This is a genomic window from Deinococcus fonticola (assembly GCF_004634215.1).
GTDB lineage: Bacteria > Deinococcota > Deinococci > Deinococcales > Deinococcaceae > Deinococcus > Deinococcus fonticola.
In genome coordinates this window covers 19,294-35,532 of record NZ_SMMH01000007.1, presented here as the reverse complement: position 1 = coordinate 35,532, position 16,239 = coordinate 19,294, and the positions used below count along the sequence as shown (strand labels likewise).

17 protein-coding genes are annotated in these 16,239 nt (G+C 65.9%); 9 read left to right on the top strand and 8 right to left on the bottom strand.

What is annotated here, in order from left to right:
* The first annotated feature begins 393 nt into the window (after window positions 1-393).
* Window positions 394-1,725, top strand: a complete 1,332-nt coding sequence (glmM, locus tag E5Z01_RS05950) for a phosphoglucosamine mutase (protein ID WP_135228530.1) — start codon at window positions 394-396, stop codon at window positions 1,723-1,725.
* A 203-nt stretch (window positions 1,726-1,928) separates the two neighbouring features.
* On the opposite strand, the gene hisH is transcribed toward glmM, so the two are convergent.
* Together hisH and hisB are read right to left on the bottom strand one after the other, a co-directional pair.
* Complete coding sequence (hisH, locus tag E5Z01_RS05945; RefSeq protein ID WP_135228529.1) at window positions 1,929-2,561, bottom strand: imidazole glycerol phosphate synthase subunit HisH; 633 nt, start codon at window positions 2,559-2,561, stop codon at window positions 1,929-1,931.
* Entirely contained in the window at window positions 2,558-3,145 is a 588-nt protein-coding gene (gene hisB, locus E5Z01_RS05940; RefSeq protein WP_135228528.1) for an imidazoleglycerol-phosphate dehydratase HisB, read from the bottom strand. Before hisB ends, hisH begins: the two co-directional genes overlap by 4 nt.
* Before the next feature lie 267 nt (window positions 3,146-3,412).
* On the opposite strand from hisB, the gene ddrA reads away from it, so the two are divergent.
* From ddrA to E5Z01_RS05930, 3 genes are all read left to right on the top strand, one after another.
* A complete protein-coding gene (gene ddrA / locus E5Z01_RS05935) occupies window positions 3,413-4,012 on the top strand; it encodes a single-stranded DNA-binding protein DdrA (protein WP_119765866.1) in 600 nt (199 codons plus the stop codon).
* Window positions 4,009-4,173, top strand: coding sequence for a hypothetical protein (locus E5Z01_RS19415; RefSeq protein WP_167757790.1), 165 nt, complete (start codon window positions 4,009-4,011; stop codon window positions 4,171-4,173). Before ddrA ends, E5Z01_RS19415 begins: the two co-directional genes overlap by 4 nt.
* Before the next feature lie 177 nt (window positions 4,174-4,350).
* Window positions 4,351-5,127 (top strand): methyltransferase domain-containing protein, encoded by a 777-nt coding sequence (locus E5Z01_RS05930; protein WP_135228527.1) that lies wholly within the window; start codon window positions 4,351-4,353, stop codon window positions 5,125-5,127.
* On the opposite strand, the gene E5Z01_RS05925 is transcribed toward E5Z01_RS05930, so the two are convergent.
* The 5 genes from E5Z01_RS05925 to E5Z01_RS05905 form a co-directional block, all read right to left on the bottom strand.
* Window positions 5,117-5,614 (bottom strand): hypothetical protein, encoded by a 498-nt coding sequence (locus E5Z01_RS05925; RefSeq protein WP_135228526.1) that lies wholly within the window; start codon window positions 5,612-5,614, stop codon window positions 5,117-5,119. The two genes, E5Z01_RS05930 and E5Z01_RS05925, sit on opposite strands and share 11 nt — an antisense overlap.
* 83 nt (window positions 5,615-5,697) lie before the next feature.
* Window positions 5,698-8,205, bottom strand: coding sequence for an ATP-dependent helicase HrpB (hrpB, locus tag E5Z01_RS05920; protein ID WP_135228525.1), 2,508 nt, complete (start codon window positions 8,203-8,205; stop codon window positions 5,698-5,700).
* 388 nt (window positions 8,206-8,593) lie between these two features.
* Window positions 8,594-9,253 (bottom strand): LrgB family protein, encoded by a 660-nt coding sequence (locus E5Z01_RS05915; RefSeq protein WP_135228524.1) that lies wholly within the window; start codon window positions 9,251-9,253, stop codon window positions 8,594-8,596.
* Window positions 9,250-9,636, bottom strand: coding sequence for a CidA/LrgA family protein (locus E5Z01_RS05910; RefSeq protein ID WP_119765861.1), 387 nt, complete (start codon window positions 9,634-9,636; stop codon window positions 9,250-9,252). The genes E5Z01_RS05915 and E5Z01_RS05910 overlap by 4 nt, the downstream gene beginning before the upstream one ends.
* Window positions 9,633-10,334 carry a 5'-methylthioadenosine/adenosylhomocysteine nucleosidase gene (locus E5Z01_RS05905; protein WP_135228523.1) on the bottom strand — a complete coding sequence of 234 codons (702 nt, stop codon included), beginning with the start codon at window positions 10,332-10,334 and terminating at the stop codon, window positions 9,633-9,635. The genes E5Z01_RS05910 and E5Z01_RS05905 overlap by 4 nt, the downstream gene beginning before the upstream one ends.
* A 131-nt stretch (window positions 10,335-10,465) precedes the next feature.
* On the opposite strand from E5Z01_RS05905, the gene E5Z01_RS05900 reads away from it, so the two are divergent.
* The 5 genes from E5Z01_RS05900 to E5Z01_RS05880 all read left to right on the top strand — a co-directional run bounded on the left by E5Z01_RS05900 (window position 10,466) and on the right by E5Z01_RS05880 (window position 15,153).
* On the top strand, window positions 10,466-11,623 hold the full coding sequence (locus tag E5Z01_RS05900) for a MalY/PatB family protein (protein WP_240738206.1): 1,158 nt from the start codon (window positions 10,466-10,468) through the stop codon (window positions 11,621-11,623).
* Between the two features lie 187 nt (window positions 11,624-11,810).
* Window positions 11,811-11,999, top strand: a complete 189-nt coding sequence (locus E5Z01_RS05895) for a hypothetical protein (protein WP_119765859.1) — start codon at window positions 11,811-11,813, stop codon at window positions 11,997-11,999.
* Between the two features lie 381 nt (window positions 12,000-12,380).
* Window positions 12,381-13,955: a 2-isopropylmalate synthase gene (locus tag E5Z01_RS05890; protein ID WP_135228522.1), complete on the top strand. Its 1,575-nt coding sequence runs from the start codon at window positions 12,381-12,383 to the stop codon at window positions 13,953-13,955.
* A 129-nt stretch (window positions 13,956-14,084) separates the two neighbouring features.
* On the top strand, window positions 14,085-14,456 hold the full coding sequence (locus tag E5Z01_RS05885; protein ID WP_135228521.1) for a hypothetical protein: 372 nt from the start codon (window positions 14,085-14,087) through the stop codon (window positions 14,454-14,456).
* A 4-nt stretch (window positions 14,457-14,460) separates the two neighbouring features.
* The gene (locus E5Z01_RS05880; RefSeq protein WP_135228520.1) at window positions 14,461-15,153 is read left to right on the top strand and encodes an aspartate/glutamate racemase family protein; all 693 of its coding nucleotides are present in this window, start codon (window positions 14,461-14,463) and stop codon (window positions 15,151-15,153) included.
* Window positions 15,154-15,218: 65 nt separating this feature from the next.
* Here E5Z01_RS05880 and E5Z01_RS05875 read toward each other — a convergent pair whose 3' ends face one another.
* On the bottom strand, window positions 15,219-16,154 hold the full coding sequence (locus tag E5Z01_RS05875; protein WP_167757789.1) for a quinate 5-dehydrogenase: 936 nt from the start codon (window positions 16,152-16,154) through the stop codon (window positions 15,219-15,221).
* Window positions 16,155-16,239 lie beyond the last annotated feature (85 nt).

Sequence of the window (16,239 nt, the reverse complement as noted above, 5' to 3'; positions counted from 1 at the left end):
TGCTACGCGGGATTCGAGGGGGGGGGCCCGCGCAGCACCTGTGAAAGCCTGGCCCCTCACCGCGCTGCGCCGCCCTGGCTCTGTGCCGCCCTGGCCCTGTGCAGGGAAGGAAAAGTGGGGGGCGGGGAGGGGGGTGAAGCCAACATCATTCATGTCATGTCCTTCGCCAGCCCACGAGAGGCCGCGCTGCCACGTTTGCCAGATCATGCCGCCCGGCCCTTTTTGCTTGAGTGGCCCCAGTTAACACACCGGGACGTTACAGGGGCGCTAAAGAAGTTCATGAAAGGTTAAACTTCTTCACTTGCCAGTGTTCCAGCCGCTCACTGGGGGAAAGGTAAGCGTGAGCCCAAAGAGAGGCTCTGCGGCGTGCTCACCGGCGTATCATGAGCCATCATGCCAGAACGCAAGTATTTCGGAACGGACGGCGTACGCGCCGTGGCCGGAGCTTTCCCCCTCACCGCCGGCTGGGTCATGCAGCTCGGCGCCGCCGCCGGAGAAGTCCTGAAACGCCGTAACCCCCGCGCCAGTGTCGTGATCGGCAAGGACACCCGCCAGAGCGGTGACATGCTGGAAGCCGCGCTGGCGGCTGGCCTCACCAGCCGGGGCGTGAACGTCATTCACCTGGGCGTGCTGCCCACACCGGGCGTCAGTTACCTCACGCGCCACCTGCAGGCCGACGCGGGTGTGGTGATCAGCGCGTCGCACAACCCCTACGAGGACAACGGCATCAAGTTCTTTGGCGCGGACGGCCAGAAACTGAGTGACAGCACCGAACTGGAGATCGAGGGGGCCATCGACGACGTGCCGACCTTTCCGCCGGTCACGGGCGTCAGCATGGGCAGCGTCACCAATTACACCGAGGCCGAGCGGCTGTACACCAACTTCCTGCGCTCTCACGCACCCGACCTGAGTGGCCTGAAAATTGCGCTGGACTGCGCGAACGGCGCGGCCTACCGGGTGGCGCCCAAGGTGTTCCAGTCGGCGGGCGCGGACGTGTTCGCGGTGTACACCACGCCCGACGGGCGCAACATCAACCGCAACTGCGGCAGCACCCATATGGATCACCTGCGCCTGATCGTCAAAGAAGGCGACTACGACCTGGGCATCGCCTTCGATGGGGACGCCGACCGCGCCCTGTTTGTCGATTCGCGCGGCAACATGGTGCACGGCGACCACATGCTGCTGCTGAACGCCCGCGCACGCGGTGAAAAGGCCGTAGTCAGCACCATCATGAGCAACATGGCGCTGGAAGTGAAGTTGCAGGAGGCCGGCATCCCGCTGGAGCGCACCGCCGTGGGCGACCGTTACGTGCACGAGCGGCTGCACCAGAAGCAGCTGCACCTGGGCGGCGAGCAGAGCGGGCACGTGCTGTTTCTGGACGTGGCCCCCACCGGGGACGGCGTGCTGACCGCCCTGATGACCCTGGGCAGCATGGTGCGCCTGGGCACCACCCTGGACGCCCTACACGACGACCTGGTGATGTTTCCGCAGACTCTGGTGAACGTGCGCGTCACCGACAAGAAAACCATTGCCCTGGACAATGCCGTGCAGCAGGCCGTGCAGGACGCCGAGGCGCAACTGGCCGGGAAGGGCCGCATCAACCTGCGCCCCAGCGGCACCGAGAACCTGATCCGGGTGATGGTGGAAGGCCAGGACGAGACGGAGATTCACGCCATCGCCGCGCGCGTGGCGCAGGTGGTGGCGGAACGCGGAGCCGCCGGCTAACGAAGCAGCAGCAGGGGAAGGCCGGGCTGAATGTTCAGGCGCCGGGCCTTCCCCTGCCGCGCCGGCTCAGACGCACAGCGTCCAATTCCCTGAAATCAGAAAAAGCGCCGGATGTTAGTTCATCTCCCGCAGCGCGTCTTTTTTGCTTCTCCCGCTGGTCGGGTTTCATCGCCCACAAGTGAGCGATTCAACCGCAAGCGGTCTCAGGGCCCTGTTTTTTCCAGCACGTTCTGCTTGAACTGCCGCAGGATGTGCAGCCCGACCTCACCACTTTTCTCGGGGTGAAACTGGGTGGCGTGGATGTTGCCCCGGCTCAGGGCCGCCCAGAAGGGCACGCCGTAGCGCGTGACTGCGCCGTGCTGCACTGGAACGTCCAGCGGAATGTAATAAGAGTGGACGAAGTAGGCGTAGGCGTCTGGCCCCAGCCCGCGCAGGATGGGGGAATCTCCGCGCGCGTCCAGGGCGTTCCAGCCCATCTGTGGCACCTTCAGTTCCGGGGCAGGCTGGAATTTCCGGACCGTGCCGGGAATCAGGTTCAGGCCCCGCACGCCCGGCGCTTCCTCGGAGCCGCTGCACAGCAGTTGCATCCCCACGCAAATGCCCAGGATCGGCAGGCCGGTCTGCGCGGCGTGCAGAACCGGGGCACGGAAGCCACTCTGGTCGAAGGCTTCCATGACCTGCCGGAAGTGGCCCTGACCGGGGATCACCAGGGCGTCGGCGTGCGCCACGTCGGCGGGGTCGGCGCTGACCTTCACGTTCATGCCGGCGCGTTCCAGGGCCCTGGCGGCGCTGCGGATGTTGCCCGCGCCGTAATCGAGCAGCAGCACCCCGCTCACAGGCTGCCCTTGGTGCTGGGCAGGCTGTCCGTGGTGACCTGTACGGCGTCGCGCAGGGCGCGGGCAAACGCTTTCATGATGGCCTCGATGACGTGGTGGGCCTCGCGCCCGGCCAGCAGCCGGACGTGCAGGGTCACGCCGGCATGGTTGCAAAAGCCGCGCAGGAACTCGCGCAGGTGGTAGTGCGTCATGCCCCCGGCGTCCCCATACACGTCCAGCGTTTCAGGCGTGAAGGCCAGGTGGGCGCGGCCCGACAGATCCAGAACGACGTGCGCCAGCGTTTCGTCCATGGGCACGAAGGCGCTGCCGTAGCGCTCGATCCCCCTGCGGTCGCCCAACGCCTGGCTGAGGGCCTGCCCCAGGGTGATGCCGGTGTCCTCGATCAGGTGGTGAGGCTCGATATGTAAGTCTCCGGCACCGCTGATGCTGAGGCCCAGGCGGCTGTGGCGGGCCAGGGCGTCGAGCATGTGGTCGAAGAAGCCGTGCCCGGTGGCGGGCGCGGTGTAAGCGGCCTGGTCGAGGTCAAGGCGGACGGTGATGTCCGTTTCGCTGGTGGTGCGGGTGATGGTCGCCGTGCGGCTCATACGTGAATAGTAAGTGGTGAGCGGTGGGTGGCCGGCGGGTCTGTCGAGAGGAACCCGTCTGGCAGCCGATTTAGCCAGCAACATGATTGGAGGGAGGAAATAAGCAGCACAGGGAGTATGTTCATCTACACCGTTTTTATTTGTTTCAGACGGCATTTTTCAGCGACGACAGATAGGTTTTAGCCTTCTTTTACTAATGACCATGCGCCAGACGCCACACCACCATTACGCCTTGACCGTAACGGTATTCTGTTATATCCTAAATCCATGAAACTGAGCGATGTTCAGAAACGACTCCAGGCCCCGTTTCCCGCTCACATGGTGGCGTGGAAACCGGGCGTGTTCAGCAAAGACCGTAAACGTGCCCTGATGCTGGCGCACATCGACGCCCGCGCCGTGCAAGACCGCCTGGACGCGATCTGCCCCGACGCCTGGTCGTTTGAGGTGGAAGTGATTGCCGGCACGCGCCTGCCCACCGTGAAAGGCCGCCTGACCGTGCTGGGCGTCACCCGCGAGGACATCGGCGAAGCCCCCGAAGGCGACCTGGGCACCCTGAAGGCCGCCAGCAGTGACGCGCTGAAACGCTGCGCGGTGCATTTCGGGATCGGCCGTTACCTGTACGACCTGCCCAAGCAGTGGGCCGACTGGGACGACGCCAGGCGCCAGCCGCTGCAAACCCCCGAGCTGCCCGAGTGGGCGCGGCCCGACCATGAACGCAGCCCCGGCGGGGCGCACCTGGTGCAGGCCATGGATCAGCTTAAGTACGAGATGCCCGAAGACCTCGACCTGCAACGCGAGGTGTACAAACACCTGAAAGCGGCGCTGGGCAGCCTGCACCCCATGCCCGCCGCCGGGAAAGCCGCGTGACCGCCGCCCACCTCCAGCCGGTGAACGAGGTGGGGATAGCCCCCCAGGTAGAGATACCGGCCCCGCCCGTGCGCCTGCCTGAGGCCGGCCAGATGCTGAATGTCATGCTGCGGGTTCTGCTGCTGATTCTCCTGAGCGGCGTGCTGATGCACTACCTGTAATGCAGGACGTGCGAAGTGGTCAGTGGAGGCCTATGCCCCTACTGACCTTTTTCATTGACTCGATAAGTTGCCTCGATAAGTTACAAAGAGCCGCACTCAGGGGCAGTTTTTTGTGTTTTAGATAGTGTAACTACTCTGGTACGCACACACACTTGCTCTGTCTTCTACACTTGAAGCATGACCTGGAACCCCGAGCAGTACGACCTTTTCAAAGAAGCCCGCAGCGCCCCCGCCCGCGACCTGCAATGCCTGATCCCCGAGCGCGACTACCGCCGCATCGTCGACCTGGGGTGCGGCACCGGCGAGCAGACGCGGCAACTGGCCGGGTGCTTTCCGCAGGCGCAGGTCACAGGCCTGGACAGCAGCGCCGAAATGCTCGCCAAAGCGGCCACACAAACCGCCCCCAACCTGACCTTTACCCAGGGGGACATCGCCAGGCTGAGTGAACCGTACGACCTGATCTACTCGAACGCCGCCCTGCAATGGCTTCCGGATCACCCCGCCCTGCTGGCGCAACTCTGGACGCACCTGAACCCCGGCGGACTGCTGGCCGTGCAGGTGCCTGCCAACCACGACCACGCTTCTCACCGCCTGCTGACCGAGACCGCGAACGAATTCAGCGACGAACTGGGCGGGTTCACACGCTTTGGCACGGCGCACGGCTTTTTGCCGGTGCTGACGCCCGCCGCTTACGCCGAACGGCTGGACAGCCTCGGCGCGGTGAAAATCACCGCCATCAGCAAGGTTTACCCCGTCGTCCTGCGTGGTGCGGAGGGCCTCATCGAGTGGACGAAAGGCACCGCCCTCGTCCCATACCTCTCCGGACTGGGCGACACGGACGGCCAGCGCTTTCTGAACACCTACCTGAGCAAACTGAAAGAAGTCTTTCCCGGCGAGCGCGTATACTACGCCTTCACGCGCGTGCTGTTCACCGCCGAGAAGCCTATTTCCTGACGAGATCCTGCGGGCTGCCCTCGTCGGCGGCCACCTGCGGCGTCATCAGCATCAGCATACGGTTGGTCTTGCCGCTGTCCTCGCGGATGTTGCCCTCCAGCACAAACAGACCATCGAACAGGCCACCGTAGATCTCGTACATGTTCATCTTCTGGTTCGGGCGCTTCTGGCTGGTGACGACCTTCACGAATTTCAGGTTGCCGGAACCCACCAGGGTGCCCACCGCCCCCTTGGGGTTGATCAGCGCCACCATCCAGTGATTCGTGCTGAGTTTCGGCAGATAGACGGTCATCACGCCGTCGGCGGGCACGTCGCGCGGCGTCATCCACATGCGCATGACCACGTCATTTCCCTGAATAGACGAATCCATGAACGGTTTCGTCGGGGTTTTGCCCTGCACGTAATTCCACAGCACCGGGGCGTAATTCGCGGCGGACGCCTGAGCGGCGCAGGCCATCACTGTCAGGGTGAGCAGAGTTCTTTTCATGCTTCAAAGTTACGTGGAATAAGTGCAACGCCAGGCCGCAAATGCCTTTTCTTACCCCCAGTTCCCCCAACGTGTAGAAAAGGTCACGTGAGGCGTTTTTTGGTGAAGCGCGTGGGTTCGTGCGTCCAGGGGTCGTCGGGCCAGGGGTGTTTGGGGTAGCGGCCCCGCAAATCCCGGCGCACCTCGAAATAACTGCTGTTCCAGAAACTGCGCAAGTCCTGCGTGACCTGTACCGGGCGGCCGGCCGGCGACAGCAGGTGCAGCAGCACCGGCGTGCGGCCCCCGTTCACGGTGGGCGTGTCGGCCAGGCCGAACAACTCCTGAAGTTTCACGGCCAGAATAGGATTCTGACCGTCCGGGCGGTATTCCAGACGCACGCGGCTGCCGCTGGGCACCGTGAGGTGCGTGGGGGCCAGCTGATCCAGCTGCTGCGGTTGCGGCCAGGTCAGCCGCCCTTGCAGGGCAGGAAGCAGGTTCACGCGGGCCAGGTCGTCGCGCGTGCGAACAGTGGTCAGGGAGGGCCCCAGCCAGTCTTCCAGGGTGGCCAGAAGGCCGGCATCGATCAGGTCGGGCCAACTGTCCTCCGGTCGCCAGTGACGCAGCGAGTCCACGCGGGCGCGGAACTGCTCGGCCTCAGGGGTGAATTTCAACAGCTGCAGACCTTCACTCCGGATGCCGGCGGCCAGGGCCTCCACACGCTGCTCGCCGGGCAGGTCACGCAGCGGGCGGGTGTCCAGCACCAGGGCCCCCACCCGCCGCTCCTGCTGCGCCACCAGCGTGCCGGTGCGGGTGTCCCAGCGCACGGCGTCCACCCAGCTGGCACGGGTGCTCAGTACAGCGGGGTCAAGCGGCGCCGCCAGGAAAATCCGGCCCCCAGCCTGCCCCCACCCCGCTGACCCCGCGTCCAGGTGAGCCACCGCCAGGGCGCGGCTGCCCGCCAGTGCGTCTCCTTCCGGCAGGGCCGCCCCCTGTCCACTGGCCAGCAGGAAACGCCCTGTGCCGGAGCGTGCCACACCAGGCGTGCTCTCGCGGGCCAGGGCCACCCGCTCCGGGTACGCCAGGGCCACCAGGGCACCGACCTCCAGATGATCCGGTTCGGCGTTATCGACCGGAACATTCCGGGTTCTCCGCCACTGTTTCGAGAGGCGCTCAATGCGCTCCAGTACGGCCACGTCTCCTCTGCCCTGTTCACCACGCCGCCAGGAACGCAGGGCAGAAACGCGCTCCGACAGGTCGGTGCCCGTGCCCGCTGGGAAGGGGTCACGCTCCTCCAGCAGCGCCGCCACGTCCGCCGCCAGCGCCCCATTCGCCCCGGTAGACAGCAGGTGCGCCAGGCGGGGATGCGTGGGGAAGTCCAGCAGACGCGCGCCTTCCGGGGTGACGCGCCCACTGTCGTCCAGGGCATTCAGGCCGGTCAGCAATTCGCGGGCCGCCCCAACACGGGGAGCCGGCGGCGCGTCCAGCCACAGCAGAGTCGTGGGGTCGGGGGTGCCCCACTGCGCCAGTTCCAGCGTGAGGGGCGCCAGGTCGGCCTCCAGCATCTCCGGTGGCCGGGCGGCGGGCAAGAGCGCCTGGGTGCGCGGCGACCACAACCGGTAGGCGACCCCCGGCCCCAGCCGACCCGCCCGCCCGGCCCGCTGGGTGGCGGCGTCCTGCGTCACGCGGCCCGTGACCAGGCGTGACAGGCCCGACCCGGGGTCGAACACCTGCGAGCGGCTCAGGCCCCCGTCGATGACCACCCGCACGCCCTGAATGGTCAGGGACGTTTCCGCGATGTTGGTCGCCAGCACCACCTTGCGCCGCCCGGACGGATCCGGCAGGAGCGCCCGGCTCTGCTCGCGCACCGGCAGATCCCCGTATAGCGGCAGCACCACCGCGTTCACGTCTGCCAGCCGCCCCAGGGCGCCGCGAATTTCCCGCACGCCCGGCAGAAAGGCCAGAATGTCCCCCTCGTGTTCCTCCAGCGCGCGCCTGACCGCCCCCGCCACGGCGTCCTCCACGCGGCCCACCGGGTCGGCGGCCAGGTAACGCACGTCCACCGGGTAGGCCCGCCCTTCACTGCGAATAAAGGGCACGCCCAGCCGCCCCGGCAGGGACTCGTCCAGCGTGGCGGACATCACCAGCACCCGCAGGTCTTCCCGCAGCGCCCCCTGCACCTCGCGCAGCAGGGCCAGGGCCAGGTCGGCGTTCAGGCTGCGCTCATGAAACTCGTCGAGCACCACCAGGCCCACGCCCGCCAGCTCCGGGTCGCGTTGCAGGCGCCGCGTCAGGAGGCCCTCGGTGACCACCTCCAGGCGCGTGGCCGCCGACACCCGTGACTCGAAGCGCACGCGGTAACCCACCGTGCCGCCCACGTCCTCGCCCAGGCCCGCCGCCAGCCGCGCCGCCACCGCCCGCGCCGCCACCCGCCGGGGCTGAAGCACCAGCACCTTTTGCCCCGCCAGCCACGGTTCACTCAGCAGTTCCAGCGGCAACGCCGTACTTTTCCCCGCCCCCGGAGGCGCCTGAAGCAGCACCAGCGGGTGACCGGCCAGCGCCTCCCGCACCTCGGAAACCACATCGGCAATAGGCAGCCCCGCAGAAAACGACATCCCCACATGGTAACGAAAGGCTGACAAGACGCGACCTCCCTGAAAATCCCCAAAGCGAGAGTTTTTCAACGTCCCACCCCTCAACTCCGTCGTTCAATCAGACCGAGGCCGTCGGGCGCGCAGCGCACGGGCCTGAACCCGGACGTTCCGCACACAAAGCCCTTCTCGCCTTAAGCCCCGTCCCAAAGCCACCTACCGCAAACAGCAACGACCTGTCCAGTGCCAACGAAAGCTCCCCCTCCACCAGGTTTGAGGCAATGTTGTTGCGAGTCTAGCGTCAACGCGCAGGCCGCCCTGCGCGGCGAAGACATGTCCCCGCTGGGGAAAGTCGTAGACCTGCTTGCAGAGGGGGGTTAGGGGGTTGTGGAAGCACGCAACCCAGTCCCCCTCACCCCGCCAGCAATGCCACCACCAGCGTCACCGTCAAAGCCGCCAGCCCCATGCCGATGCTGCTGGCCGCGCCGGTCAGTTCACCTTCCTGCCGGGCCTGCGCGGTACCGACCCCGTGCGAGACGCTGCCGATGGCGACGCCGCGTGCCAGGGGGTGCCGGACACGCAGCAGCGTCAGAAAGGGGGGAAGCAGCAGCGCCCCGATCAGGCCGCTCAACACCGCCAGCGTGGCGGCCAGGGTAGGCGGCGCGTGGGTGATGTCAGCGAGTTGCAGCGCGACAGGACTGGTGGCGGGGGCGGTCATCAGGCTCCTGCGGCTGGCGTCGTCGAGGTTCAGCAGGCGTGGCAGAAGCAGGTCGGTGCCGACGCCGAGAAGGGTACCGCTCAGCCCGCCGATGACGAGGGCGGGCCACTGCTGGGCCAGCAAAGCCCGCAGGCGGTACAGCGGCACGCTGAGGGCCACGATGGCGGGCGTCAGGAAGGCACTGAGAGGGCTGACGTCGGCCTGGTAGCGCGTGTACGGCGTGCGGCTCAGCAGCAGCGCGGCGGCGACGATCAAGGTGGCGATCAAGGTGGGGTTGGACAGGGGGTGTTTCAGGCGGGCTTGCAGGAGGATTCCGAGGACGAACCCGACAAGTGTCAGGGCCAACCAGATCAAGGTTTGACCAGCCTGGACGCGATCAGCGCCGCGCTTCCGGCACCCACCAGCAGGGCGGCGGTCATGACGAACAGCCACACCAGCCACTGCGTTCCTGCGCCGAGGAAGTCGATGAAGCCCACGGTGGCCGGGACGAACAGCAGGCCCAGCACGGCGAGCAGGCCGTCGGCGGCGTCCTCGATCCAGTGCAGGCGAATCAGGCGCGTGCCCAGCGCCACCCACAGGAGCAGCAGGCCCAGCACCGAGCCGGGAAGCGGCAGGTGCAGCAGGTGCGTGAGCCCCAGGCCCAGGGCGGCAAACCCGCTCAGGATGCCCAGGCCCAGCGTGAAACGAACCGGCTGCGGAAGGTGCGCGGTGATGGACTCCGGCTCCGGGGTGTTCACGCCTGGGCGGGCGGCTGCAGGCGCGACAGCATGCCGCGCACCACCTGTTTGGCGTGCCGGGCGACCAGCGGCATGAAGGTGCGGTAATCGACGTTGGCGTCGTGGTCGGCGGTGTCGCTGACGCTGCGAATCACCACGAAGGGCACGCCCGCCTTGGCGCACACCTGCGCGACGGCGGCCCCTTCCATTTCGGCGCAGGCGGCCTGGTGGGCGTGCCACAGGCGCTGCACGCCCTCCCGGCTGGCAATGAACTGGTCTCCGCTGGCGACCCGTCCGGCAATGACGTTCACACCCTCCACGTCCCGGGCGGCTTCCAGTGCGGTGTCGCGCAGGGCCGCGTCGGCGTCCCAGGCGGGAGGTTCGCCGGGCACCGTACCGGGGGCGTACCCCAGCGGGGTCACGTCCACGTCGTGCTGTACCAGGTCCGTGCTGACCACGATGTCCCCCACGCGCAGATCCGGGTGAACGCCGCCGGCCACACCAGTAAAAATCACGCGGGTCGCGCCCTCTACCAGCAGGTAGGTGGTGGTCATGGCGGCGTTCACCTTGCCGATGCCGCCGCGCGTGACCAGCACCGGAACGCCGTCCAGCGTGCCCCGGTGCAGCGTCACGCCGGGGTGGGTGATGTCCTGTCTATCCTGCAGGTCACCCAACAGCAACTCGATTTCTTCGTCCATGGCCCCGATGATGGCTAACATTCCCCCGATTGTACGGGTCGCGGGAAGCGGCAGGGTGACACAGCGGGGTGAAACTTCCACGGCCTGAACAGGGGTGGTGGGCCGCTTCCTGCCTTCACCTCCTCTAGCTCTCTTCCTCTATGCTGCGCACCATGAACACCGAAGCGCTTGGCCCGGCGGAACTTCGTCACGCAGACAGCATCAAGTGGATGCAGTACCCCGAGGGCGTGGTGCCGATGTGGATTGCCGACATGGATTTCCCGGTGGCCGAGCCGATTCTGGCGGCCCTGCGTGAGCGGCTGACGCGCCCGATCGGCTATCCGACCCTGAATGGACATTCGCCGCTGGTGACGCTACTGCGCGAGAAGTTCGCCGCGCAGGGCCTGGGCGACATGCCGGCGGACGGCATCGCTTTTTTGCCGAGCGTGGTGCCGGGTCTGTACGCGGCGGTCAACGCGCTGAGCGAACCGGGCGAGAAGGTGGTCACGATGGTGCCGGTGTACCACCCCTTTCACCTGGCGATCACCAATCTGGGGCGCGAGGTGGTAGGCGTGCCGCTCCTCGACTCGGGGGAGCGCTGGGAAGTGGACTGGGACGCGCTGGACGCCGCCTGCGCCGAAACGAAAGTCCTGATGCTGTGCCACCCGCACAACCCCACCGGCCGGGTGTGGGACGCCGAGGAACTGCGCAGGCTGCGTGAACTGGCGATCAAGCACGACCTGTACGTCATTTCCGACGAGTTGCACGCCGACCTGCGCTTTACGGGTCAGCCGTTCGAGGCCTTTGCCGCCGACGAGCGGGTGCGCGCCCGCACAGTCACGGTCACCGGGCCTTGCAAGGCTTTCAACACGGCGGGCCTGGGCATCGGGGCGCTGGTGAGCCACGACCCGGAACTGGTCAGGCGCATCATGACGAAAACCTCGGGCCTGATGGGTCACCCGTCGGCGCTGAGCATCACCATGTGGCACGCTGCGCTGGCCGAGGGCGGCCCCTGGCTGGCCGAAACCGTGGCGTACCTCAAGGACAACCGCGACTTCCTGGGCGCATTTTTGCACCAGCGCCTACCGTGGGTGAAGTTCCACCCGGTGGAGGCCACCTACCTGGCGTGGCTGGATCTGCGGGCGCACGCCCAGACCGCCGACATTCAGAATTTCCTGCTGAACGAGGCGAAAGTGGCCATCCACAACGGCCCGGTGTTTGCGCCGGACGCCCAGAAACCGCTGTACCAGGGGTTCGTTCGCCTGAATTTCGCCACGCCGCGCCCCATTCTTCAGGACGCCCTGGAACGCATGGCCCAGGCGCTGGGCTGAGGGTTCTCGAAGTATGTAGGGCGCGCATGCAGCGGGGCGCAGTTTTATTCACCTCGCCACGCCTCATGCACGTCCAGAAAAGATGACCAGACGCATGAATAACGACCCGCAATACATAGTTTTTTGCTGTCCAGCACAGCAGAACGCTCTCATTGCCGGGCAATAGTGTGGGGTATACGCTAAAGCCATGAAAGCGAACGCCCTCCTTCGGAACGTCAGCCGCAAACTCCATCAGAACCACCACGATGCAGGCCGCGTGAAGTGGAGCCGCCTGGGCGAAACCTTCACCGACACCGCCTACGAAGTGACCGAGCGCGAAATCAAGTTCCACGATCGCCTTCAGGCGCAGTCCAGCCTGGAACGCTTCACCAGCTAAAAACCTTTCCTGACTCAGCGTCCCGGCTTCCTCGCTGGGACGTTTTTCTTTTGCCTGGCCGGTTTTGATCAGGTTTCCGGACTCTCAGTCATGAAATCACCGGGAAGGGTTGACCAGCGGGAGAAAAAGCATGCCGGACGTGAAGTGAACCAGCCAGTGATCTTCCAGCTGGAGAAGGCAACAGAGCGCCGTCTTATTAGACAACTCCCTTCTCAGGCGGGGCCGCGCGTTTACACTCCGGGCATGTCCAGTTTCGGTCTGCTTCTTCTTAGTCGTCCTCCGGTGGAGTGAACGGCGAAGCAGGCCCCCGTCCCCAACCCCCCGGAGGAAACAGTCTCCGGGGATTTTCTTTTGGCATTCCATTCAGGGAGGAACACCACCATGACCCAGCAAGCCGCACCGCAGAAAGTTGAAGCCCAGCGCATCCGCATTTTCGACACGACCCTGCGCGACGGCGAGCAGTCGCCCGGCGTGGCCCTGAACCACACCCAGAAGCTGGAAATTGCCCACACCCTGGCGCGGCTGGGCGTGGACGTGATCGAGGCCGGGTTCCCCATTGCCAGCCCCGGCGACCTGGAGGGCGTGTCGCGCATTGCGCGCGAGGTGCGCGGGCCGATCATCACCGGTCTGGCCCGCGCCAACCGGGCCGATATCGAGGCGGCGGCGAAGGCGGTGGAGGCCGCCGAAAAAGCGCGCATTCACACGTTTATTGCCACCAGCCCCATTCACATGGCCAAGAAGTTGCAACTGGAGCCGGACGCCGTGGTCGAACGCGCCGTCATGGCCGTACAACTGGCCCGCACCTTCGTGGACGACGTGGAATTCAGCGCCGAGGACGCCACCCGCAGCGACTGGGCATTCCTGGCGCGTATTTTCAAGGCGGCCGTGGAGGCCGGGGCGACCACCATCAACGTGCCGGACACCGTGGGGTACACCACGCCCGACGAGATGCGGGATCTGTTCGCGTTCCTGAAAGCCGAGTTGCCCGCACACGTGTACCTGTCGAGCCATTGTCACGACGACCTGGGCATGGCGGTGGCCAACAGCATCGCCGCCGTGGAGGGCGGAGCGCGGCAGATCGAATGCACCATCAACGGCATCGGGGAACGCGCCGGGAATGCCAGCCTGGAAGAAATCGTGATGGCCTTTCATACGCGCCGCGACCACTACCCCTTCGAGACCGGCATCCGCAGCCGCGAAATCTACCGCGCCAGCCGCCTGGTGTCGCGCCTGAGCGGCATGCCGGTGCAGCCCAACAAGGCCATCGTGGGCGACAATGCCTTCGCGCACGAGTCCGGCATTCACCAGGACGGCGTGATCAAGGCCCGCGAAACCTACGAGATCATGAACGCCGAACTGGTGGGCCGCGAGGCCGCCGTGCTGGTCATGGGCAAACACAGTGGCCGCGCCGCCTTCCGCAAGGCCCTGAATGACCTGGGCTACGAGGACATGCCCGACGACAAGGTGCAGTACCTGTTCGGCCGCTTCAAGGACCTGGCCGACCGCAAAGGCCAGATCTTCAGCGATGACCTGCGGGCCCTGGTGGAATCCCGCGCCGACGTGCCGCAGACCTTCAGCCTGGAAGGCTTCCAGATCACGTCTGGCATGAACATGACGCCCGTGGCCTTCGTGCGCCTGCAAACGCCCGACGGCCCCGTCGACGCCACCTCGCACGGGGACGGCCCGGTGGACGCCGCCTACGCCGCCATTGCCCGAATCACCGGCCTGAACCCCGAACTGGAAACCTACCGCATTCAGGCTGTCACCAAGGGCGACGACGCGCTGGGCGAAGTCAGCATCACCGCCCGCTACGGCGAGAAACTGCTGTCGGGCAGTGGGGTCGCCACCGATATCGTGGAAGCCTCGGCCCGCGCCTGGGTGCGCATCATGAACATGATCGTCGCCGGCATGGGTGCCGAACGCCGCGAAGGCGACATGGCCCCCGGTCGCCTGTAATGGGCGCCTGTAATAGACACCTGTCATCCGACCTCGAAAAGGAGACAGGACGCGACTCCTGCTGTTTCGTAAAGGTCAGGCGCCTGAGGTTCTGACGCGGGGTTCACGGCGGTGTGACAGGATAGGCGGATGATGGCTTCCCGCTTGACTTCCGCCCTGATCTCCGGGGCGCTGATCGGTGCGCTGAACATTGTGTTCGGCGGCTTGCAGTTCGGGTTTCCGAATCTGCCCCTGTGGTTTTACCTGGCGCAACTGCTGCTGATTCCCGCCATGCTGTTTCCCATGCGCTTTTTCCCACAGGCGTCCATGACCCAGAATTTCGTGCAACGCACGGCGCTTTTCGCGCTGGGATGGGCGGTGCCCTACGCCATCTACAAATTCTCCGGGGACGCGCTGAGCGACACCTTCAGTCCCCTGCGTTCGCTGGGCAGTTACCTGTGGTGGGTGCTGATTCTCAGTGCGATGTTCGCGGTGCTGCGGGCACCCCAGAAAAAGGGCTGAGGGCGTGAAGCTGCTGGGCGTGCTGGGCGGCATGAGCTGGACGAGCACCGCGGAGTATTACCGCCTGCTGAACACCATCTACGCGCAGAGACTGGGCGGGCTCCACTCCGCGCCGCTGCTGCTGCACTCGGTGGATTTCGCAGAAATCGCGGCCTTGCAAAAATCCGGCGAGTGGGAACAGGCCGGGGAATTGCTGGCCGGCGCAGCGCGGGGGCTGGAGCGGGCCGGGGCGGGGGCCATCCTGCTGGCGACCAACACCATGCACAAGGTCGCGCCGCAGCTTGAAGAAGCGGTGAATATTCCCCTTCTGCACATCGTGGACGGCACCGCGCGGGCCATCAAGGCCGCTGGGTGGACGCGCGTGGGTTTGCTCGCTACGGCGTTCACCATGGAGCAGGACTTCTACACCGGGCGGCTCCGGGAGAGGTTCGGCATTGAAACCATCGTTCCGGACGCTGCGGGGCGGGCGGACGTTCACCGCATCATCTACGACGAATTGTGCCGAAACGACCTGCGTCCCAGTTCACGCCAGCGCTACCGCGAAATCATGGCCGACCTGGTGCAGCGCGGCGCCCAGGGCATCATCCTGGGCTGCACGGAAATCACGCTGCTGGTCGGCCCGCAGGATACCGGCGTTCCTGTGTTCGACACCACTGGACTGCACGCCGAAGCAGCCGTGAACTGGTTGCTGGCGTAAAGCGTGAAGAGGGGCGAGGGGAAGGGACTTCATTCCTCCCCTCGCCCCTCTTTCCTCTCCGCTTCTTACAGCTCGTTGATTTCGGGTTTGAAGCCCACCTGGCGGATGTAGTCGAGGTACTGCGCTTCGCTCAGGGCCTGTCGCTGGCCGCTCATGGCGACGAACATGGCTTCCAGCACGTTGGTGGCGAAGTTGCGGCTGCCCATGCGCGGGGTGGTGGTGATCAGGCGGGCCACGCCGCGGTCTTTCATCCACTCGCGGTCGGCGGGGGTGATGGTCTGCGTCAGGATGGTCTTGCCGAGCAGATTTTTCGGGGCGTAGCGTTTGGCGTAGTGGGTGTCGCCGGCGATCACGTCGGCCCAGGCGTAGTACTTGGTGCCTTTGCCCTCGACGCTGCTTTCCTGTTTCTCGCCGGTCGGGTAAAACCAGTCCTGCGGAAGTTTCGTGATGGCGGGCAGGGCCAGTTTCGCCACGGTGCGCAGCGTGCCGATGGTGCGAATGGGCCGGTCGATGTTCAGGCCGAAGATCAGGTCGCCGTACACGACGTCGGCGTGATGCTGGGCCAGCGCCTCGGCCATGCCGAAACGGTCGACGGCGCTGACCATCAGGACGCGCTTGCTGCGCCAGTTCAGCACCGGGTCGAGCTGGGCAATGGCGTCGCGTTCCAGCGTGTTTTTCAGGCCGCTGCCGTCCAGCACCGGAGTGACTCGGGCATTCGACACGAGCTTGCGGACATTGTTGAACACGTAGCGTTTGCGGTCAGCGATGACGTACAGGTCGGCGCCGCCCAACCCGAAGGCGTCGACTTTGCCGTCCAGTTGGCGGAACAGCTCGGCGGCCCGGGCGCTGTCGCCGTCGGTGCCCAGGCGTTCCAGAATGAAAGGCTGGCCCAGCAGCGTGAACTGCTCGCGGGCGTTGCGTTTGCTGTTGCCCAGCGAGACGCTGACCACGTGCTTGTGCCCGGCCGGCGCGGGTTGCCAGTCTTTCAGGAGGTCACTCATGCGCTGCATTCTAGGCCGTTGAGTCTGCATGGCAGGAAGGCGCACCGGGTACCGTGGCCCCTCACGCGGCGGGCAGGATCATGCG